20 protein-coding genes are annotated in these 21,976 nt (G+C 66.1%); 14 read left to right on the top strand and 6 right to left on the bottom strand.

What is annotated here, in order from left to right:
- Positions 1–31: 31 nt before the first annotated feature.
- The 6 genes from P24_RS14250 (at position 32) to P24_RS14275 (ending at position 5,383) form a co-directional block, all read left to right on the top strand.
- Positions 32–1,141 (top strand): S-(hydroxymethyl)glutathione dehydrogenase/class III alcohol dehydrogenase, encoded by a 1,110-nt coding sequence (locus P24_RS14250; protein ID WP_008945439.1) that lies wholly within the window; start codon positions 32–34, stop codon positions 1,139–1,141.
- Positions 1,142–1,164: 23 nt separating this feature from the next.
- The gene (gene fghA / locus P24_RS14255; protein WP_008945440.1) at positions 1,165–2,001 is read left to right on the top strand and encodes an S-formylglutathione hydrolase; all 837 of its coding nucleotides are present in this window, start codon (positions 1,165–1,167) and stop codon (positions 1,999–2,001) included.
- A 131-nt stretch (positions 2,002–2,132) separates the two neighbouring features.
- On the top strand, positions 2,133–3,413 hold the full coding sequence (locus tag P24_RS14260; protein ID WP_008945441.1) for an NAD(P)/FAD-dependent oxidoreductase: 1,281 nt from the start codon (positions 2,133–2,135) through the stop codon (positions 3,411–3,413).
- Positions 3,414–3,521: 108 nt separating this feature from the next.
- Positions 3,522–3,863 carry an ArsR/SmtB family transcription factor gene (locus P24_RS14265; protein WP_008945442.1) on the top strand — a complete coding sequence of 114 codons (342 nt, stop codon included), beginning with the start codon at positions 3,522–3,524 and terminating at the stop codon, positions 3,861–3,863.
- A gap of 21 nt (positions 3,864–3,884) precedes the next feature.
- Positions 3,885–4,976, top strand: a complete 1,092-nt coding sequence (arsB, locus tag P24_RS14270; protein WP_008945443.1) for an ACR3 family arsenite efflux transporter — start codon at positions 3,885–3,887, stop codon at positions 4,974–4,976.
- Positions 4,973–5,383: an arsenate reductase ArsC gene (locus P24_RS14275; RefSeq protein ID WP_008945444.1), complete on the top strand. Its 411-nt coding sequence runs from the start codon at positions 4,973–4,975 to the stop codon at positions 5,381–5,383. Before arsB ends, P24_RS14275 begins: the two co-directional genes overlap by 4 nt.
- Here the strand turns inward: P24_RS14275 and P24_RS14280 are convergent.
- On the bottom strand, positions 5,380–5,916 hold the full coding sequence (locus tag P24_RS14280) for a GNAT family N-acetyltransferase (RefSeq protein WP_008945445.1): 537 nt from the start codon (positions 5,914–5,916) through the stop codon (positions 5,380–5,382). The genes P24_RS14275 and P24_RS14280 overlap by 4 nt on opposite strands.
- Before the next feature lie 8 nt (positions 5,917–5,924).
- Complete coding sequence (locus tag P24_RS14285) at positions 5,925–6,497, bottom strand: helix-turn-helix domain-containing protein (protein ID WP_008945446.1); 573 nt, start codon at positions 6,495–6,497, stop codon at positions 5,925–5,927.
- A gap of 169 nt (positions 6,498–6,666) precedes the next feature.
- Here P24_RS14285 and P24_RS14290 point away from each other — a divergent pair, with 169 nt between their 5' ends.
- The 7 genes from P24_RS14290 (at position 6,667) to P24_RS14320 (ending at position 16,048) form a co-directional block, all read left to right on the top strand.
- Positions 6,667–9,717 carry an ATP-binding protein gene (locus P24_RS14290; protein ID WP_008945447.1) on the top strand — a complete coding sequence of 1,017 codons (3,051 nt, stop codon included), beginning with the start codon at positions 6,667–6,669 and terminating at the stop codon, positions 9,715–9,717.
- A gap of 19 nt (positions 9,718–9,736) precedes the next feature.
- On the top strand, positions 9,737–10,132 hold the full coding sequence (locus P24_RS14295) for a response regulator (RefSeq protein ID WP_008945448.1): 396 nt from the start codon (positions 9,737–9,739) through the stop codon (positions 10,130–10,132).
- A gap of 184 nt (positions 10,133–10,316) precedes the next feature.
- Complete coding sequence (locus P24_RS14300; RefSeq protein WP_008945449.1) at positions 10,317–12,110, top strand: peptide ABC transporter substrate-binding protein; 1,794 nt, start codon at positions 10,317–10,319, stop codon at positions 12,108–12,110.
- A 72-nt stretch (positions 12,111–12,182) separates the two neighbouring features.
- Positions 12,183–13,142 (top strand): ABC transporter permease, encoded by a 960-nt coding sequence (locus P24_RS14305; protein WP_008945450.1) that lies wholly within the window; start codon positions 12,183–12,185, stop codon positions 13,140–13,142.
- Between the two features lie 7 nt (positions 13,143–13,149).
- Positions 13,150–14,049 (top strand): ABC transporter permease, encoded by a 900-nt coding sequence (locus P24_RS14310; RefSeq protein ID WP_008945451.1) that lies wholly within the window; start codon positions 13,150–13,152, stop codon positions 14,047–14,049.
- A gap of 13 nt (positions 14,050–14,062) precedes the next feature.
- Entirely contained in the window at positions 14,063–15,055 is a 993-nt protein-coding gene (locus P24_RS14315) for an ABC transporter ATP-binding protein (RefSeq protein ID WP_008945452.1), read from the top strand.
- Between the two features lie 18 nt (positions 15,056–15,073).
- On the top strand, positions 15,074–16,048 hold the full coding sequence (locus tag P24_RS14320) for an ABC transporter ATP-binding protein (protein ID WP_008945453.1): 975 nt from the start codon (positions 15,074–15,076) through the stop codon (positions 16,046–16,048).
- Positions 16,049–16,050: 2 nt separating this feature from the next.
- On the opposite strand, the gene P24_RS14325 is transcribed toward P24_RS14320, so the two are convergent.
- From P24_RS14325 to P24_RS14335, 3 genes are all read right to left on the bottom strand, one after another.
- Complete coding sequence (locus P24_RS14325) at positions 16,051–16,401, bottom strand: hypothetical protein (RefSeq protein ID WP_008945454.1); 351 nt, start codon at positions 16,399–16,401, stop codon at positions 16,051–16,053.
- 12 nt (positions 16,402–16,413) lie between these two features.
- Positions 16,414–17,748, bottom strand: a complete 1,335-nt coding sequence (locus tag P24_RS14330; protein ID WP_008945455.1) for an NAD(P)/FAD-dependent oxidoreductase — start codon at positions 17,746–17,748, stop codon at positions 16,414–16,416.
- 175 nt (positions 17,749–17,923) lie between these two features.
- Positions 17,924–18,667 carry a cyclic nucleotide-binding domain-containing protein gene (locus P24_RS14335; protein ID WP_008945456.1) on the bottom strand — a complete coding sequence of 248 codons (744 nt, stop codon included), beginning with the start codon at positions 18,665–18,667 and terminating at the stop codon, positions 17,924–17,926.
- A 135-nt stretch (positions 18,668–18,802) separates the two neighbouring features.
- Between P24_RS14335 and P24_RS14340 the strand changes: the two genes are divergently transcribed.
- Positions 18,803–19,288: a hypothetical protein gene (locus P24_RS14340; protein ID WP_156816319.1), complete on the top strand. Its 486-nt coding sequence runs from the start codon at positions 18,803–18,805 to the stop codon at positions 19,286–19,288.
- Here the strand turns inward: P24_RS14340 and P24_RS14345 are convergent.
- Positions 19,285–21,963: a bifunctional acetate--CoA ligase family protein/GNAT family N-acetyltransferase gene (locus P24_RS14345; RefSeq protein ID WP_008945458.1), complete on the bottom strand. Its 2,679-nt coding sequence runs from the start codon at positions 21,961–21,963 to the stop codon at positions 19,285–19,287. The genes P24_RS14340 and P24_RS14345 overlap by 4 nt on opposite strands.
- Positions 21,964–21,976: the final 13 nt, after the last annotated feature.

Raw genomic sequence — 21,976 nt, forward strand, 5'->3', positions numbered from 1 at the left:
ACGACAACAGCCACCAGATGGAGAGAGCATCATGAAATCCCGCGCCGCCGTCGCCTTCGGTCCCGGAAAGCCGCTGGAGATCGTCGAGATCGATGTCGCCCCGCCACAGAAGGGCGAGGTGCTGATCCAGGTCACCCATACCGGCGTGTGCCATACCGACGCCTTTACCCTGTCGGGCGAGGACCCGGAAGGCCTCTTCCCCTGCGTACTGGGGCATGAGGGGGCCGGCATCGTGCTGGAGGTCGGCGCGGGCGTCACCTCGGTGAAGCCGGGCGACCATGTGATCCCGCTCTACACCGCCGAATGCGGGAAGTGCGAATTCTGCACCTCCGGCAAGACCAATCTGTGCGTCGCCGTGCGCGCCACCCAGGGCAAGGGCGTCATGCCGGACGGCACCACGCGCTTCTCCTACAAGGGCGAGCCTGTCTATCACTATATGGGCTGCTCCACTTTCAGCGAGTACACGGTGGTGGCCGAAGTCTCGCTGGCGAAGATCAACCCGGAAGCCAATCACGAGCAGGTTTGCCTGCTGGGCTGCGGCGTCACCACCGGCATCGGCGCGGTGCACAACACCGCCAGGGTGCAGGAAGGCGATTCGGTCGCCGTGTTCGGGCTGGGCGGTATCGGCCTTGCGGTCATCCAGGGCGCCCGCCAGGCGAAGGCGGGGCGGATCATCGCCATCGACACCAATCCGGGCAAGTTCGAGCTGGCAAAGCAGTTCGGCGCTACCGACTGCGTGAATCCGAAGGATCACGACAAGCCGATCCAGCAGGTCATCGTCGAGATGACGGGCTGGGGCGTCGATCATTCCTTCGAGTGCATCGGCAATGTGAATGTCATGCGCGCCGCGCTGGAATGCGCGCATCGCGGCTGGGGCCAGTCGGTCATTATCGGTGTTGCCGGTGCGGGGCAGGAAATCTCCACCCGCCCGTTCCAGCTGGTGACCGGGCGGCGCTGGATGGGCACCGCCTTCGGCGGGGTGAAGGGCCGCAGCCAGCTGCCCGGCATGGTCGAGGACGCGATGAAGGGCAAGATCGAGCTGGCGCCCTTCGTCACCCACACCATGGCGCTGGACCGGATCAACGAGGCCTTCGACCTGATGCATGAGGGCAAGTCGATCCGCTCCGTCGTCCATTACTGACCGGCGGCGCACAAGGAAGCGACATGGAACTTACCGAAAGCAACCGCGCCTTTGGCGGCACGCAGCAGGTCTGGCGGCACGAGTCCCGCACGCTTGGCTGTGCGATGAATGTCGCCGTCTATGTACCCCCTCATGCCGAGGGGGCGCGGCTGCCCGTGATCTACTGGCTGTCGGGCCTGACCTGCACCGAGCAGAATTTCATCACCAAGGCCGGCGCGCAGCGCTATGCGGCGGAACAGGGGGTGGTTCTGGTGGCGCCGGACACCAGCCCGCGCGGCGGCGATGTTGCGGATGATCCGGCCTATGATCTGGGCAAGGGGGCGGGGTTCTACCTGAACGCCACGCAGGCTCCCTGGTCGCCCCATTACCGGATGTACGACTATATCGTTGAGGAGCTGCCGGCGCTGATCGAAGCGCATTTCCCGGTCGATGACCGGCGCGGCATCACGGGGCACTCGATGGGAGGGCATGGCGCGTTGGTCATCGCGCTGCGCAATCCGGGGCGTTACAAGGCGGTCTCCGCCTTCGCGCCGATTGTCGCCCCGTCGCAGGTACCCTGGGGCCGCAAGGCGTTTGCCGCCTATCTGGGCGAGAACGAGGCGGAATGGGCCGCCTATGACGCGACGGCCCTGCTGGGAGGGGCGCGGGAGCGGCTGCCGATCCTGATCGACCAGGGTGATGCTGACGATTTTCTGGAGAAGCAGCTGAAACCGGAGATTTTCGAGGCAGAGGCGGCGCGGGTCGGCCATCCGCTGGAACTGCGGATGCAGCCCGGCTATGGCCACAGCTACTACTTCATCGCCAGCTTCATCGGCGACCATATCGCCCATCATGCCAAAGCCCTGAACCCAAAGCCCTGAACGAGGGCTGATTCATGCGCCCATGACGGGACGGGCATTGCGCAGGTGCGAAAGCCGGCGCAGACTTCGCGGTATCAGGCATGCGTTCTGCATTGCCTGTCCCACCCTGCCAGATGATGTGAGGTCCCGTCATGAGCGCCCGTCCCGACATGCCCTATTGGTGGGAAGAAGCTGAACCCGCGGCGGCATCAACAGGGGCGCTGCCGGCCAGGGCCGATGTCGTGGTGGTCGGCGGCGGCTATGCCGGCATGGGGGCGGCGATCCCGCTGGCGCGGGCGGGCCGCGAGGTCGTGGTGCTGGAACGTGACCGCCCGGGCGATGGCGCGTCCAGCCGCAATGGCGGCATCACCAGCGGCAATATCCGGCATTCCTTTTCCAGCCTCATCTCGAAATACGGGCTGGAGAAGGCGAAGGCCATCTATGCCGAGGGCGTGGCGGCCCGCGAGGAACTCTACGCCTTCATTGAGGCGGAGAAGCTGGATTGCGATTTCCAGCCGACCGGCCGCTTCACCGGGGCGATGCGGCCGGAAATCCTGGACACGATGAAGCGGGAAATGGCGCTGCTGCACGAGCATATCGGCGTCGAGCCGGTGATCGTCGAGCGCCTGGACATGCAGGATGAGATCGGCTCCGACCTCTATCATGGCGGCGTGCGCCGCGCCGATATAGGCGGCGTTCATCCGGCGAAGCTGCACCGTGCGCTGCGCGGCGTTGCCGAGGCGGCCGGGGCCGCGATCCATAGCGGTGTCGGCGTCACCAACATCCGCCGCACCGGTACCACCTTCGAGGTGACGACTCCGAAGGGCAAGATCCAGGCGGCGCATGTCATCGTCGCCACCAATGGCTATACCGACAAGGGCCTGCCCTGGCTGCGCCGCCGCCTCGTGCCGGTGATTTCCGAGATGATCGCGACGGAACCGCTCAGCCCGAACCTGATGCAGAAGCTGATGCCGAAGCGCCAGATGCATGGCGAGACACGGCAGCTCGGCTATTATTACCGGCCCTCGCCCGATGGTACGCGCATCCTGCTGGGTGGCCGGCGCTATGCCAGCGACACGGCGGAGGCGCGCGAGCGGCTGCGCCAGGGGCTGATCGAAATCTTCCCGGAACTGGACAAGGTGCAGCTGACGCATCACTGGGGCGGCTTCGTTGCCTTCCCGATGGACCAGCTGCCGAAGCTGACGGTGCAGGACGGCATTGTCTATGCCGCCGGCTTCTGCGGCTCCGGCGTCGTGTGGGCGCGCTGGATGGGCATGAAGGCGGCCGCCCTCGTGCTGGAGCGGGACGAGCCCTCGGCCTTCTACAGCGACGCCTTCCGGCGCATCCCCTTCTATAATGGGAAGCCCTGGTTCCTGCCGGTGATGATGAACTGGTACAAGCTTAAGGATCGGCTGACCGGCACGATGAAGTAGTCGCCATCGGCGCGGGCTGCCTTCCGGGTGCCGCGCGGCAGCATTGACGGGTACACTCTCAGCCTTTATGTATCGTCAATCGACGATAAACGAAAATGAGGTTGCGGCATGACTACGCTGCTGGCCCCGCGGCCCGATGCGGGCTTTGACAAAGATGACGAGGCCGTGGCGGCTATCGCCAAGGCGCTTGGCCATCCGGCGCGTATCCACATCGTCCGGGTGCTGATGGCAAAGCAATCCTGCATCGGCTGCGACATTGTCGATGAGGTCGGGCTGGCCCAGTCCACCGTGTCGGAGCATCTGCGAATCCTGAAGGCCGCCGGGATCATTACCGGCCAGATCGAGCATCCGCGCGTCTGCTACTCGCTGAACCCGGACAGCCTCGCCCCGCTGGTCGCCCTGCTCGCTGCCCTCTCCGGGGACGGCGACACCACCGCCCCCTCCTGCTGATTCGGCCAATCGAGGCACCCCATGTCGCTCTTCGACCGCTACCTCTCGCTCTGGGTTGCCTTGTGCATCCTCGCCGGAATCGTGCTCGGCAGCCTGTGGCCGGGCCTGTTCCAGACCGTCGCCGGCTGGGAGTACGCCTCGGTCAATCTGGCCGTCGGCGTGCTGATCTGGGCGATGGTCTATCCGATGATGGTGGCGGTGGATTTCGCCAGCCTGCGGCACATCCACAGGCGGCCCAAGGGGCTGGTCATCACGGTCGTGGTGAACTGGCTGATCAAGCCCTTCACCATGGCGGCGCTGGGCGTGCTGTTCTTCGAATTCCTGTTCGCCGATGTGATCGACCCGGCGGATGCCGGCCAGTATATCGCCGGGCTGATCCTACTGGGGGCGGCACCCTGCACGGCGATGGTGTTCATCTGGTCGCAGCTGACACGCGGTGATCCCAATTACACGCTGGTCCAGGTGTCGCTGAACGACATCATCATGATCTTCGCCTTCGCGCCCATCGTGGCGCTGCTGCTGGGCGTCACCGATTTGCAGGTGCCGTGGGAGACGCTGCTGCTCTCCGTCCTGCTCTATGTCGTGATCCCGTTGGCGGCGGGTGCGGCAACCCGTGCGGCACTGGTCGGCAAGGCCAATAACGGTAGTGGCGGTGAAGTGCGGGTCGCCCGCTTCATCGCGGCGGTAAAACCCTTCTCGATCCTGGGCCTGCTGGCGACGGTGGTGCTGCTGTTCGGTTTCCAGGGGCATGTCATTCTCGACAAGCCGTTGCTGATCGGGCTGATCGCCGTGCCGCTGCTGATCCAGTCCTACGGCATCTTCGCCATCGCCTATGCTGCCGCCTGGGCATGGCGGGTGCCGCACAATATCGCAGCACCCTGCGCCCTGATCGGCACCTCGAACTTCTTCGAGCTGGCGGTCGCCGTGGCCATCGGCCTGTTCGGCCTCAATTCCGGGGCGGCGCTGGTCACTGTCGTCGGCGTGCTGGTGGAGGTGCCGGTGATGCTGTCGCTGGTCGCCTTCGCCAACCGGACGAAGCGGCATTTCCCCGACACGGCGGACGCTGCGAACGACAGCACCCCGCCGCTGCATCCCCAGGAGGCCCGGCGATGAATATCCTGTTCCTGTGTGTCGCAAATTCCGCCCGCAGCCAGATGGCCGAGGGGCTGGCCCGCGACCTGTTCGGTAGCCGGGCGACGGTGATGAGCGCCGGCTCCGCCCCGTCGCGCGTCAATCCCTATGCCATCGAGGCGATGGCCGAGCTGGGCATCGATATCAGCGGCCAGCACTCGAAATCGGTCGATGGCATTGACCCGGAGGGGCTCGACCTCGTCATCACGCTCTGCGCCGAGGAGGTCTGCCCGGTCCTGCCCGGCCGGGTGCAGCGGTTGCACTGGCCGATTGCCGACCCGGCCTCGACCGACCCCGCGCTGACGCCAGAGGATTTCCGCGCGCGCTTCCGCGTGGCGCGCGACGAGATCCGCGCCCGGCTGGAAAGCCTGAAGCTCGATCCGGCCTAAAGCCGCTTGTACATGATCGTGGTCGCGTCCAGCCGGTCGATGGCGACGTCGCGGGAATAGTCTGGAACGATGCCGGCTGTCTGGTATCCCAGCGAGGTGTAGAGTGGTTCCGCCTTGTCGCCGGTTCGGGTGTCCAGGGTGATGAGGCTGCGGCCGCGCGCGCGGGCCTCAGCCTCCAGCGCCAGCATCAGGGATCGTGCGATGCCGAGGCGCCGGCACTCGGGATGCACGATCAGCTTGTTCACCTCCGCCCGGTGCGGCTGGTTCGGCGGCGTGTCGAGATTGAGCTGTACCGATCCAGCCAGCAGCCTCTCATGCCGCGCGACGAACAGGATGCGGCTGCCATCGGCCAGGCCTGGCTGTACCTTGCGCCGCCAGAAGGCCTCGCTGTCCGCCAGCCCGAAGGGCTGTATGAAGCTGATGCTGGCCCCGGCGCTGACGCAGGCATGCAGCAGCGCGGTCAGTTCGCCGAGACTGTCGGCGAAAGCATCGGCCGGAAGGATGGAGATATCGTTCTGCGCGGTGGCCAGCATGATTGCCCTCACAGGATGAAGATGAGATAGCGTGCACCCTGCCGGGCGGGCGTGGCGAAGACGCTTTCGCCGAACAGCTGGTAGCGCAGGCAGTCGCCCGGCCGCAGCGAATGGGTTCGTCCCCCGACAGTTACCTCCAGCGCGCCGTCCAGCAGCACCAGATGATGCTCCAGCCCCGGACGCGGTGGCCGGGGATAGTCTATGCGCGCGCCGGGATCGAGCGTGCCTTCCAGCACCTCGCCGGCCAGCGCCTGCGCCGGTGGCGAGACGGAGCGGCGGTGGAATCCGCTGTCGGGGTCATGCCAGACCGGCTGCGCCGCGCGTGGCAGCAGCGGGGTGAATTCCGCTTCCACCAGATGCATCAGGCGCGACAGCGTCATGCCATAGGCCGCGCAGAGCTGGCCCAGCACCTTGGCGGTTGGGCTGACCTCCGCCTTTTCCAGCCGCGACAGGGTGGCGCGGCTGACGCCGCTGCGTTCCGCCAGCTCGTCCAGCGTCCAGCCGCGCTCGCCCCGCAGTGCGCGCAGGCGCTGGGCCAGCCGGTCATCGATGGAGGTGTCTTCGAGGAGTGCTTCTTCCATAAAGGGGAAAATTTCCCATATATGGGATTTCGTCAAGTGAAGATTGACGGGCGTTGCTTGCTGCGATTTTAGTTAAAGCCAATCCTTTGATGGTCGCGGCGAAACCGCATCGCCTCCTGACGGCGCCAGGGTGCCGACCGGGCAGACAGCTGAAGAGAGGTCGAGGAGCATGCGGATCGCGCCGGCTGCGCTTTTGGCCTGTTATCTGGCAGTGGCGGCAGGGGCCGTCGGCTTTGCTGCCTACAGTGTCCACGAAGAGCAGGCGCGCGTTGCCGAAAGGATCGATGAACAGGCGCTGCGCGTGCGGGGCCGTGTCGATTACATGGTCGGCACGGCGAAGGTGCTGGTCGAGCTGATGCAGAAGCTGGCCATCGATTACCGAATCAACCGGCCCGACTTCGCCCCGCCCAGCGACCTTTACCTGGCCCTGACCGAGGAGCCGGACGGGCGCTACCATCTCGACATGCCGTCGCGCGGCATCATTCCGCTGGAGATCGGCAATCTTACCGGCCTTGGCGGGCTGCAAGGGCGGGGCGACGCCTTTCAGGCCGAAATCGAGATGGCGCTGTCGCTGCACACGGTATTCCGGCTGGCGACCGAGCGGCTGCCGAATATTCCGTGGATCTATTACGTCTCGGCCAGACGATTCGAGTTCGTCTATCCCTGGGTGCCGTCGGCGGAACTGACCTATGCCGACGAGGATCTGGAGGAGCCCTATTTCCAGCTGGGCACGCCGGCCCTCAACCCCTGGGGCGCCGAATATTTCACGCCGGTCTATGAGGATGATGGCGGTCGGGGACCGGTCACCACCATCGGTCGCCCGGTCTATATCGACGAACGCTTCGAGGGAATCGTCGCGGTCGATATCACGCTGGATCATTTGCTGCGGCTGCTGAATGGTTTCCCGGTCGAGTACGGCTATCTCAACCTGGTGGAGCGTGATGGCACGCGCTTCTGGTATGACGACCGCCCGCCTGCCCCTGGAGCGACGCGCTACGAGCTGACCCGCGCGCCCTGGAGCCTGGAGCTGACGCCGCCGCCCGGCGGTCAGTTTGCGCTGGCGCTGCGCGGCAGCGCCATGCCCATCGCCTCCTCGGTCCTGATGCTGCTGATGCTGGTTGCGTTCGAATGGCGCCGCCGCGTCGCCCAGAAGATCGAGGCGCAGCGCCAGGCCCTGGCGGACGCCAATGCCGAGCTGCAGGTGGCGCGCCGGCAGGCCGAGGCGGCGACCGAGGCGAAGTCCAACTTCCTGGCCTCAATGAGCCACGAAATCCGCACACCGATGAATGGCGTCATGTCGATGGCCGAACTGCTGGACCAGACACCGCTGACCGACGAGCAGCGCGGGATGAGCGCGATCATCCGGCAATCCTCGGCGGCGCTGCTTGGCATCATCAACGACATTCTCGACTTCTCGAAGATCGAGGCCGGCAAGCTGGACATCGAGATGCTGACCATCGACCTGTCGGAGATCGTCGAGGATGTCGGTGACCTGCTGGCGCTGCGGGCGGAGGAGAAGGGGCTGCATCTCATCGTCGATATCGATCCGCGCCTGCCGGGGCGGCTGCAGGGTGACCCGACGCGGCTGCGGCAGATCCTGCTCAATCTCGGCGGCAATGCGGTGAAGTTCACCGAAGAAGGCCATGTGACGCTGCGCGTGTCGCTGCCCGATACGGCAAAGCCGGCGGCGGGCGCGACCCTGCCGGTCCGGCTGGAGGTCATCGACAGCGGCATCGGGCTGACCCCGGAGCAGCAGGGCCGGCTGTTCCAGCCCTTCATGCAGGCCGATAGTTCGACCGCGCGGAAGTTTGGCGGCACCGGCCTTGGGCTGTCGATCTCGCACCGCCTGACCGAGATGATGGGCGGCCGCATCGGCGTGGACAGCGAGGCCGGCAAGGGATCGACCTTCTGGGTCGAGCTGCCGATGGCGGTGATGGATGAGGCGGGTATCCGCCCGGAGGCCGACATCGCCGATGCGCGGCTGGCGCTGGTCGGCGTGCCGGCGCCGCTGGCCGATGCCATCGCCGGCTATATGCGCTTCGCCGGGGCAGCCGCGCCGTCGGTCTGGCCGGATGGCGCCACGGCGCTGGCGGCGCTTTCCGCTTCCGGTACGCCGTCGCATCTGGTCCTGATCGAGGCAGCACTGCCGGACATGCCGGGGCTGGCACTGGCGCGCGATCTGCGCACAAGGTTGGGCGGGGATGGCCCGAAGCTGGCGCTGCTCGCCTCGCGTCGGCTGTTCTCGACCATTTCCGAGGCAGAGCGGCGAGGGCTGCTGGTCACGCTGCTGCATCCGATGCGCCGCGCGCGGCTGTGGAATGCGATCGCCGCCGCGATGGGCCGCGCGGCATTGCTGACACGGGGCCAGTTGCTGGCTGGAACGGAAGAACTGGAACCGCCCGGGCTGGAGGAGGCGCGGTCAGCGCAGGCGCTGATCCTGGTCGCGGAGGATAATCCGACGAACCAGATCGTCATCGGCCGGCATCTGACGCGGCTCGGCTACGCGCATGAGGTCGCGGCGAATGGCCGGCTGGCGCTCGACCGGCTGGAGGCGGAAACCGGTTACGGTCTGTTGCTGACCGATTTCCACATGCCGGAGATGGATGGTTTCGAGCTGACCGCCGCGATCCGCGCGCAGGAGGAGCCGGATACGGCGCGCCTGCCCATCGTGGCCCTGACCGCCGATGCGCTGGCCGGCACCGAGCAGCAATGTTTCGAGGCCGGCATGGACGGCTATCTGACGAAGCCGATCAACAGCGCGGCGCTGGCGCGGGTACTCGAAGAGATGCTGCCGCAGGCCCAGTCGCTGCGCCGGCCGAAGAGCGCCGCGTCAGAGCAACCTGCGCCTGCAGCGCCGAAAGCGCCGGCGGCCGATCCCGACATCCTGTCACTCGACCAGCTGGGGGAAAGCTTCGGGGCCATCGATGCGGAGGCCATCGCTTTCCTGCGCCGCTTCGCCGAGGATGTGCCGGCGCGCCTCGCCCGGCTGGAGGCGGCGCTTCGGGCCGGCGATGCGGCAGCGGCCCGGCACGAGGCGCATGCGCTGAAAGGCTCGGCCCTGTCCATCGGCGCGGTGCGGCTGGGGCAGACGGCATCGGACCTGCAGGATGTGCTGGATGCCGGCGATCTGGACACGGCGGAACTGCTGGCCTCGACCCTGCCGGACAGCGCCGCCGAATTCAGCGCCGCCGTGGATGGCCTTGGGAAGAGCTTGGGATGAACATGTCAGGGAGAGCGCGGTGAGCGTCAATTTCAAGGCACTGAAGATCGTCATCATCGAGGATGAGGATTTCATCCGCGTGCTGATCCGCCGGCTGCTCCATCAGCTTGGCGTGGAGCTGATCTATGAGGCGAAGGAGGGCGGCGAGGGGCTGAAGGAGGTGGTGCGCACCCGCCCCGACATTGTGCTCTGTGACATTCATATGGAGCCGATGGACGGTCTGACTTTCCTGAACCGGCTTCGGTCCCTGCCGATGGGGCTGGTGAAGGACACGCCCGTGGTTTTCCTGACGGCGGATGCACAGCAGGAGACCGTAATGCAGGCGAAGAAACTGTGGGTGAACGGCTATCTGGTGAAGCCGGTCTCGCTGCAATCGCTGGAAAGGCGGATCGCCAGCATCCTGGCAGGCGCCTGATTTCCAAGGCTTTTTGGCCGACGCCTGATCCCGGATTCCAGCATTGCAATAAAATAGTAAGGGGCATGCAAAAAGGGGGTGCGTGACGGTTAATGCTACATTAGCATGTCATTGCTCCTTACAGTTTCCATCCCGGAGTCGGTGGGGGCATTCACTCGAAACCACAATCGAGGGGGAGGTTCTCATGAAAGAACGGGAACTCAGGGGGCTTATCAACAAGGTCAAGCAGGGCAAGCTGTCGCGACGCGGCTTCATTTCCCGCATGGTGATGCTGGGGCTGACCGCCCCGCTGGCGAGCCAGATGCTGTTGTCTTCCGGTGTCGCGCTGGCGCAGGGCGCGATGGAGTACAAGCCGACCAAGGCCGGCGGCGGCGGCACGCTGAAGCTGCTGTGGTGGCAGGGGCCGACGTTGCTGAATCCGCATTTCGCGACCGGCACGAAGGACCAGGACGGCTCGCGTGTTTTCTATGAGCCGCTGGCGGCCTGGGCGCCGGACGGCACGCTGATTCCGATCCTGGCGGCGGAAATCCCGACGCGGGAAAATGGCGGCCTGTCCGAGGATGGCAAGACCGTCACCTGGAAGCTGAAGCAGGGCGTGACCTGGCATGACGGCAAGCCCTTCACTGCCGACGACTGCGTGTTCAACTGGGAATATGGCCGCGATCCGGCAACTGCCTCGGTGACCAGCGGCACCTACCGCGATGTCGAGGTGGAGAAGGTCGATACCTACACCGTGAAGGTGATGTTCAGCAAGCCCACGCCGTTCTGGGCCGATGCCTTCGTCGGCAATCGCGGCTGCCTCATCCCGAAGCATCTGTTCGCGGAGTATGCCGGGGCGAAGTCGCGCGAGGCGCCTGCCAACCTGGCGCCGGTCGGGACCGGCCCGTTCAAGTTCGTCGAGTTCAAGCCGGGCGATCTGGTGCGCGGCGAGCGCAACCCGAACTACCACGTGCCCAACATGCCCTATTTCGATGCCATCGAGATGAAGGGCGGCGGCGACGCGGTGTCGGCGGCGCGCGCGGTCATCCAGACCGGCGAGTACGATTATGCCTGGAACATGCAGGTCGAGGATTCGATCCTGAAGCGGCTTGAGGATGGCGGCCGCGGCAAGGTCATCGTCTTTGAGGGCGGCTCCATCGAGCATATCCAGCTGAACAACACCGATCCCTGGACCGAGGTCGAGGGCGGCGAGCGTGCCAGCATGAAGACCAAGCACCCGTTCCTGACCGATCCGGCGGTGCGGCAGGCGATGAACCTGCTGGTGGACCGCCAGTCGGTGCAGGATCACATCTATGGGCGCGGCGGTGTTGCTACCCGCAACTTCCTGAACAATCCGGAACGCTTCCGCTCCTCCAAGACCAAGTTCGAGTTCAATGTCGAGAAGGCCATCAAGATCCTGGAGGATGGCGGCTGGAAGGTCGGCAGCGGCGGCATCCGGGAGAAGGGTGGCAAGCAGCTGAAGATGGTCTTCCAGACCTCGATCAATGCACCGCGCCAGAAGACCCAGGCCATCGTGAAGCAGGCCTGCCAGAAGGCGGGCATCGAGCTGGAGCTGAAGTCGATCACCGCTTCGGTGTACTTCTCCTCCGATGTCGGCAATCCGGACACCTACACGAAGTTCTATACCGACATCCAGATGTACACGACGACCCAGCCGCAGCCCGATCCGGCGCTGTTCATGAACCAGTTCACCACGTGGGAGATTTCCACGATGGAGAACAAGTGGCAGGGCCGCAACATCACCCGCTGGTACAACGAGGATTACGACAAGCTGTACCGCCAGGCGGAGGGCGAACTGGACCCGGTGAAGCGCGCGGCCTTGTTCATCGCCATGAACGATCTGGTGATCGAGAATGTGGTGAACATTCCGGTGATCTATCGCCCGGGTGTCGCCGCTGCCTCCAACAAGCTGCATTGCCAGCCCAGCGGCTGGGACAGCAGCCTGTGGAATGTGAGGAGCTGGTATCGCGACGCGTGAGAAGTCCATTCCGGATGGGGCCGGCCATGATGGCCGGCCCTTTTTCCCGCTTCTCTGCGGAGTGACCCGACCGTGAGTCAGTATCTCATCCGCCGGCTGCTGGTGGCGCTGCCCAGCCTGCTCGGCATCAGTATCGTGCTTTTCACCGTCCTGGCGCTGGCGCCGGGCGACCCCTTCGAAGAACTTGCCACCAACCCGAACATCCCGCCCGAGGTGCGCGCGAATCTACGCGAGCAGTTCGGCCTGGACGATCCGGTGTGGGAGCGGTATGTCCGCTGGCTGATCGCCATGCTGAACGGCGACTGGGGCTTTTCCTTCGTCAGCCGTGTCGATGTTGACGATCTGATCATGCAGCGCCTGCCAGCGACGCTGATCATCATCGGCCTGTCGCAGCTGCTGGCGCTGGCGATTGCCCTGCCGGTCGGCGTGATCGCCGCGACCCGGCCCTATTCGGTATTCGACCAGGTCGCCAACACCTTCGCCTTCATCGGCTTCTCGCTGCCGACCTTCTTCACCGGCATCCTGTTCATTCTGATCTTCTCGATCCATCTGGACTGGCTGCCCTTCGTCTATCGCTCGGACGTGGAGGCGACGGGGCTTGCCTGGCTGTGGGAGCATTTCAAGCAGTCGATCATGCCGATCGCCGTGCTGGGACTGTTCCAGGGGGCGTCCTGGACGCGCTTCGTGCGCTCCGCCGTGCTTGACGTGATCCGGCTGGATTACGTGACGACGGCTCGGTCCAAGGGGCTGCGCGAGCGGGTGGTGGTGGTGAAGCATGTGGTGCGCAACGCGCTCATCCCGGTGGTCACGCTGGTAGCATTGCAGATGCCGGTGGTGTTCGGCGGCGCCATCGTCACCGAACAGATCTTCCGCATTCCCGGCATCGGCTCGCTGCTGATCGCCGCCATCCTGGCGAACGACACGCCGGTCATCATGGCCGTCACCTTCGTCTTCGCCTGCCTCGTCATTCTCTTCAACCTCATCGCGGACCTGCTCTATGGCTGGCTCGACCCCCGCATCTCCTACCGCTGACGCGGCCGTGCCGGCCGTTGCCCGGGCGAAGCACATCTCGCCCGCGCATGAGGCATGGCGCCGTTTCCGCCGCCACAAGCTGGCGGTGGCCAGTGCCGCCATCCTGCTACTGATGGTGCTGGCCGTGCTGATCGGCCCGTTCCTCTGGACGGTGCCGATCAACGAGATCGACTTCTCCTCGCAGCTTGAAGGCCCGTCCTGGAAGCACCCGCTGGGCACCGACGATCTGGGGCAGGACCTGCTGGCCCGCATGCTCTATGGCGGGCGCATCTCGCTGGCGGTCGGGCTGGCGGCCATGCTGGTGGCGGTGCTGGTCGGTACGGTGATCGGCGCCATTGCCGGCATCGCGCGCGGCAGCGTCGACACCGCGCTGATGTGGCTTACCGACCTGTTCCTGTCGCTGCCGCAGCTGCCGCTGCTGTTGCTGGTGATCTACCTGTTCCGCGATGTGCTGAAGGAGATCGCCGGGCCGGAGGTCGGCGTGTTCATCCTGATTGTCATTGTCATCGGCGGGTTGCGATGGATGCCGGTGGCCCGCCTGGTGCGCGCGCAGTTCTTCTCGCTGCGCGAGAAGGAATTCGTCGAGGCGGCGCGGGCGCTGGGTGCTTCCACGCCGCGCGTCGTGGTGCGCCATATCCTGCCCAACTCGCTGGGGCCGGTGATCGTCGCAGGCACCATCGACGTGGCGGCCGCGATCATCGCCGAATCGACCCTGTCCTTCCTGGGGCTGGGCTTCCCGCCGGACATCCCGACCTGGGGCCGGCTGCTGTACGACGCCAAGGATTATCTCGACTTCGCACCGCACTGGGCGATCTTTGCCGGGGCGGCGATCTTCCTGGCGGTGCTCACCATCAATTTCATCGGCGACGGGCTGCGCGATGCGCTCGACCCGCGCAAGGTCATGTAGGGGGAATCCGGGAATGACGGAACCGGCTGCGGGCGGTGACGCCCTGCTGCGCATTCGCGGGCTGAAGACACATTTCAAGACGGACGATGGCTGGGTGCGCGCGGTGGATGGCGTCGATCTGACGCTGAACCGGGGCGAGACGCTGGGCGTGGTCGGCGAGTCGGGCTGCGGCAAGACCGTCACCGCCATGTCGGTGCTGAAGCTGATCCCGATGCCGCCGGCGAAGATCGTCGAGGGCGAAATCCTCTGGCGTGGCCGCGACATCGTAAAGCTGGATGCCGACGAAATGCGCGACATACGCGCCAAGGAGATCGCCATCGTCTTCCAGGAGCCGATGACCAGCCTGAACCCGGTCTATACGGTGGGTGAGCAGATCGCCGAGGTGGTGCGGCTGCACGAGAATCTCAGCCGCCGCGACGCGATGGACCGGGCGGTGGAGATGCTGCGGCTGGTGAATATCCCGACGCCGGAACGGCGGGTGCGCGACTATCCGCACCAGTTCTCCGGCGGCATGCGCCAGCGCGTGATGATCGCCATGGCGCTGTCCTGCAACCCGCAGCTACTGATCGCCGACGAGCCGACCACGGCGCTGGACGTGACCATTCAGGCGCAGATTCTCGACCTGCTGGCCGAGATGAAGGAACGGCTCGGCATGGCGGTCATGCTCATCACCCACGCGATGGGCGTGGTGGCGGAGGTGACGCAGCGCGTCGTCGTCATGTATGCCGGCAAGGTGGTGGAGGAGGCGCCGGTCGAGCGCATCTTCGCCAACCCGTTGCATCCCTATACGCAGGGGCTGATCCGCTCGATCCCGCGTATCGACCTGGCGGCGGTGAAGAAGACCCGGCTGGAGGCAATCGGCGGCAGCGTGCCGAGCCTGCTGAACCCGCCGCCGGGCTGCCGTTTCGCCGCGCGCTGCAAGCAGGCGCGCCCCGACTGCACGGCGGAAATCCCGCCGCTGCGCGAGATTGAACCGGGCCACAAGGTGGCCTGTGTCCTGTACTGAGCCGGAGGATTCGACGCGATGACCGAGCCGCTTCTGAAGGTCCGGGATCTGGTGAAGCATTTCTCCGTGCGCGGCGGCATCCTCGGGCGCGAGGTGGACCGGGTGCATGCCGTGGATGGCGTGAGTCTTGAGCTTGCCGCTGGCGAGACGCTGGGCGTGGTCGGCGAGTCGGGTTGCGGCAAATCCACCACCGGGCGCTGCATCCTGCGGCTGATCGAGCCGACCGCCGGCGAGATCTGGTTCGAGGGCAAGGATGTCATGGCGATGGGCCGGGGCGAGCTGGCCGCGCTGCGCCGCGACATGCAGATCATTTTCCAGGACCCCTATGCCTCGCTGAACCCGCGCATGACGGTGGGGTCGATCATCGGCGAGGCGCTGCTGATTCACAATCTGACGAAGACCCGCCACGAGTTCGAGGATCGCATCGTCGAACTGCTGGAGACGGTGGGGCTCAATGCCGACCATATGCGGCGCTACCCGCACGAATTCTCTGGCGGGCAGCGCCAGCGCATCGGCATCGCCCGGGCGCTAGCCGTCAGCCCGAAGCTGGTGGTGTGCGACGAGCCGGTCTCGGCGCTGGACGTGTCGATCCAGGCACAGGTCATCAACCTGCTGGAAGACCTGCAGGAGAAGTTCAGCCTCACCTATATGTTCATCGCCCACGATCTGTCGGTGGTGGAGCATATCAGCACGCGGGTCGCCGTGATGTATCTCGGCCGCGTGGTGGAGATCGCGCCGGCGAACGAGCTTTATACCAACCCGCTGCACCCCTATACCGAGGCGCTGCTGTCGGCGGTGCCGATCCCCGACCCGACGGTGGCGCGCAAGCGCATCATGCTGCAGGGCGATGTGCCCAGCCCGATCAATCCGCCGCCGGGCTGCCACTTCCACACACGCTGCCCGATCAAGCAGATGCCGCTCTGCGGCACCGAACGTCCGGAGCTGAAGCAGACCAAAGACGGGCACTGGGTGTCCTGCCATCTGCGCGGCTGAAGTCAGCTTCTGGGGCGGGCTGTCAGCCACAGGACCGGCAGCAGTGCAATGCCGACTGCCGTGCCGATACCCGCCGCCCCGCTGATCAGCAGCACATAATCCGCCAGTACCGCGACATGGTGGAAGCCGGCATCGGTCCAGGCCGGCAGCAGCAGCGCCGTCAGGATGGCAGCAACGATCCCGGCCAGCAGCGCCAGGAAACGCGGGCGCGCGCGATCCGGCGGCGGTGCCGTGCGCAAGGCCAGGACCGCCAGCACGGCCCAGATCGCGGCCAGCGCCAGCAGCGCAAAGAACCAGAGCCCGAAGAACTCCAGGGCGGTGAAATAGATATTTCCCATCGACAGGCCGGACATGGCGTTCCCCCCTCAACCGAAGCCGCGCAGCATGGCCGCATAGACCGGGCGCAGCGCCTTTTCCTCGACCATCCAGGCCGCCCAGCTTTCCGCCAGCGGGTCGATCAGCGGCAGGGTCGGGATCAGCCGCCCCTCATAGTCGAACTCTATCAGCATGGCCTGACCGACCCTGGTGATCATCGGGCAGGAGGTATAGCCGTTATAGCGGGCGCTGGGCGGCTTGCCGGCCATGGTGTCGATCAGGTTCTGCACCGCCACGGGCGCCTGCCATTTCACGCTGGCCGCCGTCTTGCCGCGCGGCACGCCATTCACATCGCCGACGCCGAAGATATTGGGGTAGCGGCGGTGCTGCAGCGTGTCGCGGTCCACTTCCAGCCAGCCCTGGGCGGCGAACGGGCCTTCCTTCCAGCTCAGCGGCCCGTCGGCGACTGGCGGGGCGGCGCGCATCGGCGGCACCACATGCAGGAAGTCGTAGCGCATCTCCACGCTCTCCGCGCCGTGGCGGAAGCGGGCGATGCGCCGGCCGGGATCGACCGCTTCCAGCACATGGCTGTAGGCGACCGCGATGTCGCGGCCGGCGAACAGCTCCTTCACCTTCTCGTTCACCGGTTTCACGCTGAACAACGTGCCGTCATGCGCGGCGTAGGTGACCTGCGCGCGCGACCGCATGCCGGCCTCGCGCAGCCGGTCATCGGTCAGGAAGGTCATCTTCAGCGGCGCGCCGGCGCATTTCATGTCACCGGGCGGGCGGGTGAACACGGCATCGCCGCCCTGCTCGCGGAACTGCGCCATCGCCTGCCAGGTGTGGAGTGCGCCGTCCGGCCCGGCATAGACGCTGCCGATGCGATGCTCTGTACCGATCAGCCCTGGCTCCATGCCCTCGATCAGGTCGTAGCGCAGGTCCAGCCCGGTGGCGACGATCAGGAAATCGTACGGCACCGCCGTACCGTCCTCTGCCAGCACGCGATTGGTTTCCGGGTCGAAGGCGGCAACGCGCGCGCGCACCCAGCGCACGCGGGACGGCATGTAATCCGCATTCGCCCATTGCACCCGTTCCGGACCCCACAGCCCGGCGGCGACCAGCGTGAAGCCGGGCTGGTAGAGGTGGGTGACGCGGTCATCGATCAGGGTGATCTCCGCCCGGTTCAGCCGGCGGGAAAGCTGCGCCGCCACGGCCAGGCCAGCGGCCCCTGCGCCGGCAATGGCGATGCGCACAGCCTTGTCCTGTGCGATGGCCTGTGATGGCCTGCCCAGAGGCGCTGCCATAAGGGCACTACCCGCCGTGGCGGCCAGCGTGGCTTTCAGGAAGGCGCGGCGGTTCAGTCCGGGGTCGCTGAAATCAGGCATGGGCATGCTCCTCCATCCGCGGGCAGCAGCCAAAGGCAGCGCCCCACCGTTATCGGCTTATATTTGAAAATATAAAGATGAGAGGGCTGCCTGGCTTTGATCTGAATCAAGAGGCCAGGGGGAGAGGAGTATGCCGCGTAACAGACCGGGAAAAGCCCCGGGTCATCCCTCTGGTTCAGCCCTGTTCCGCCATCTCTTCCAGCGCGTCGAAATCGCGGATGTCGATGTGGCTGGAGGGCAGCAGGGCGATCACGCCGCTCTGCTTCATTTTGGTGAAGACGCGGCTGGTGGTCTCGATGGTGAGGCCGAGATAATCACCGATTTCCGACCGGTTCATCGCCAGCGGAATCGGGGTCGGCTTCTGGCCGCGCCGTTCCGCCCGCTTCGAGAGCATCAGCAGGAAGGAGGCCAGCTTCTCCTGCGCTGTCTTGCGGCCCAGCAGGACCATCTGGTCCTGCGCCGCCGCCAGCTCGTTGCTGGCCATGCCGAACAGCCGCTGCTCCATCGCTGGGAACTTCTGAAGTGCTTCCTGCAGGGCGGGGCGCTTGAACCGGCACAGTGTCGCCGGCGTCAGTGCCTCGGCGCTGTAGCGATAGATCTTGTCGCTGCCCAGCCCCAGGAAATCGCCAGGGAACAGGAAGCCGGTCACCTGCCGCCGCCCGTCGGCCAGCAGCCGATAGACCATCATGGTGCCGGCGGTGATGTTGAACAGATGGTCGGCGGGGTCGCCTTCGCTGAACAGCGTGTCGCCGGGCTCCAGCGACCGCTCGCTGACGATGCTGACCATATGCTGCAGATCGTCATGCGTCAGCGGCGCGCAGATGGTCAGGCCACGGACCTGGCAGGCATTGCAGGGCGAGCCGAGCGCACCTTCCTGCCAGTCGCAGTGGATTTTTCCCGTGTTCGCCATGCCGGTCATCAGAACCACCCTTTCGCCGAAAAGCCCGGATGCTCTTCGGGATCAGCAGGCCATTTTCGAGCGCCCGGTTCCAGTGCGTCTTCGGAACTGCAGCGTTGATGCAAATCAATGCCCCACTATCCGGACGATATCAGTATGGCCGCTACCGTACAACAGGAGGTGGCAGGCTTGCGCGCGTTCTCGATACGCCCGGTGACAGCGGATCTGGTCGGACAGGCCTTTCCTGTCGTGCAGGCGGCTGCCCCGGATGTCACGCTGGAACAGTGGCGCGCCTTTGCGACAAACCCGCCTGGCGAGAACGGCATGGGGCTGGTCGGCGTGTTCAACGAGCAGGACTATATCGTCGGCCTGTTTGCCTATCGGCGCGAACCGCATCTCCAGCATGGGCGCATCCTGCGCATCTGCCATCTGGCGGCGGTCGATCTCGTCGATTCGGAGCCTGTCCTGCAGGCCCTGCTCCAGGCGATCGAAGATCAGGCCAAGGCGCAGGACTGCTCGGCGATCCTGATGGCGACGCCCGCCAGCTACCTGAAGGTGGCGGCGCACTGGATGCATCCGCTGTTCGCGGCCCGCGGCTATCTGCTGGACAGCACGCAGATCCGCAAGATGCCGCCTTCCTAAATAGTCAGCACCATGCGGACCAGCGTGGGGTCTTCCTCCGACTCCATCGCGGTGAAGCCCAGATCGCGGCAGAGCTGCAGCATCGGCTGGTTCTCGCGCAGCACATCGCCGAACACTTCCCGCACGCCGCGCTGTTTTGCCTGCGCGATGATGAGTTTCATCAGCCCATAGCCGATGCCGCGCCCCTTCAGGTCGCTGCGCACCAGGATGGCGTATTCGGCGCGCTCATTGTCCGGGTCGCAGCTGATGCGCACCACGGCGGAGATTTCCTCTTCCTGTTCTGGGGGCTCCTTCGGGCTGGCGATCAGCGCCATCTCGCGATCATAGTCGATTTGCGTCAGCCGGGCGGCCAGCGCCAGTGGCAGCGACTTCAGCGGCTGGAAGAAGCGCATGCGGATATCCTCCGGCGCCAGCCGTGCGAACAGCGCCTGTAGCGCCGGACCATCTTCGGGCCGGATCGGCCGCACGGCATAGCGGCTGCCGTCGCGCACCACCATCTGCTGCTCCAGCTCCTGCGGATAGGGCCGGATCGCCAGCCGCGCGGTACCGCGCCGGGCCGGCTGCGCCACCCGGATGCGGGCATCCAGTGCGATCACGCCCTTCTCGTCGGCCAATAGCGGATTGATGTCCAGCTCGGCGACTTCGGCGAAGTCGCAGACAAGCTGCGATATCTTGATGAGGGTCAGCGCAATGGCGTCCAGATCGGCAGCGGGCCGGTCGCGATAGCCGCGCAGCAGCCGGATGATCCGGGTCTCCTCCATCGTCTCGCGGGCCAGCTTCATGTTCAGCGGCGGCAGGGCGAGCGCCTTGTCGTCCAGCAGCTCGACGGCTGTACCGCCCTGGCCGAACAGTAGCACCGGGCCGAACTGGCGGTCATCGACCATGCCGACGATCAGCTCATGCGCGTGCGCGCGGCGGATCATCGGCTGCACGGTGAAGCCCTCCAGCCGGGCCTCAGGCTGCCGGCGGCGGATGGTCGCCAGCATCGTTTCTGCGGCCTGCCGGGTTTCCTCCGGCGTTTCCAGATTCAGCACCACGCCGCCGGCATCGGATTTGTGGGTGATGTCGGGCGACAAGATCTTCAGCGCCACCGGCCCAGCCATCTCCTCCGCGTAGGTGGCGGCCTCGGCCGGGGTGCGGGCGATGCGGGTCGGCACCACAGGCACCTGATAGGCGGCGAGCACCTGCTTGGCTTCCGATTCCGACAGCCAGTCGCGGCCCTCAGCCAGCATGGCGCGCAGGATGGTGCCCGCGCGGTCCCGGTCCGGCGCGAAATTCTCCGGCAGCGAGGGCGGCGTCTCCATCAGCAGCGCCTGGTTGCGCCGGAAGCGCACCAGATCCATGAAGCCGCGTACCGCCTGTTCCGGCGTATGGTAGGTCGGGATGCGCTGTTCGGTGAACAGGTGGCGCGCGTCGGCCGCCGCCGGATCGCCCAGCCAGTTGGTCAGCAGGGTGCGCTTCGACTCCTTCGCGGTCTCGATGATGGCACGGGCGACCTCGGTGCTGTCGGCCACTGCCGTCGGGCAGTTCAGCACCAGCACGGCATCGTTGTTCGGGTCGGCCAGCAGCGCCTTCAGCGCTGCGGCATAGCGCGCCGGCGGGGCGTCGCCAATGATGTCCACCGGATTGCCGCGCGACCAGGTGGCTGGCAGCGCCGCGTCGAGTGCCGCCATGGTCGTGGGCGCGAGGTCGGCCAGCGTGCCCTCGAAATCGATCAGCGCATCGGTGGCTAGCACGCCAGGCCCGCCGCCATTGGTCAGGATCGCCAGCCGCTCGCCCTGCGGCGGCCGCGCCGTCGCCAGCGTCTCCACCGCGTCGAACAGCTCGCGCATCTCATAGACGCGCAGCGCGCCGGCACGCCGGAAGGCGGCGTCATACACCGCATCGGCCCCGGCCAGGGCGCCGGTGTGCGAGGCGGCGGCCCGGGCGCCTTCGGCATGGCGGCCGGCCTTGATGATGATGACCGGCTTCAGGCGGGCGCAGGCGCGGGCCGCCGACATGAACTTCCGTGCATCGGTGACCGCCTCGATATAAAGCAGCACCGCCTTGGTGACGGGATCGGCGGCGAGGTAATCCAGCATGTCGCCGAAATCCACATCCGCCATGTCGCCCAGCGAGACGAACTGCGAGAAGCCGATGCCGCGCGAGGCCGCCCAGTCCAGCACGGCGGTCACCATCGCGCCCGACTGGGTGACGAAGGCGATGTCGCCGGCACGCGGTGCGATATGCGCGAAGCTGGCGTTCAGCCCGGCCCCCGGCGCCATGATGCCCAGGCAGTTCGGCCCGACGATGCGCAGCAGGTGCGGTTTAGCCGCGTCCAGTGCCGCCTGGCGCAGCGTGCCGCCGTTCCCGTCGTCGGTGCCAAGCCCGGCAGAGATGACGATGGCGGCTTTCGTCCCGCGCGCGCCAAGTTCAGCAATCAACCCCGGTACGCTGTCGGGCGGCGTACAGATCACCGCGAGGTCCGGCGTCACCGGCAGGCCGGCAACATCCGGATAGGCCAGCACCCCCTCCACCGCCCGGTGGTGCGGGTTCACCGGCATCACCGGTCCCCTGAACCCGGCGTTGAAAAGGTTGCGGGCAACCACCGCGCCCACCGATCCGGCGCGTGTGCTGGCGCCGATCAGCGCCACCGAGGCGGGCTTGAAGAGATAATCGAGATTGCGGACGCTCATGGCTGTCTCCTGC

Origin of the sequence: Oceanibaculum indicum P24, assembly GCF_000299935.1 — a bacterium.
Classification (GTDB): domain Bacteria; phylum Pseudomonadota; class Alphaproteobacteria; order Oceanibaculales; family Oceanibaculaceae; genus Oceanibaculum; species Oceanibaculum indicum.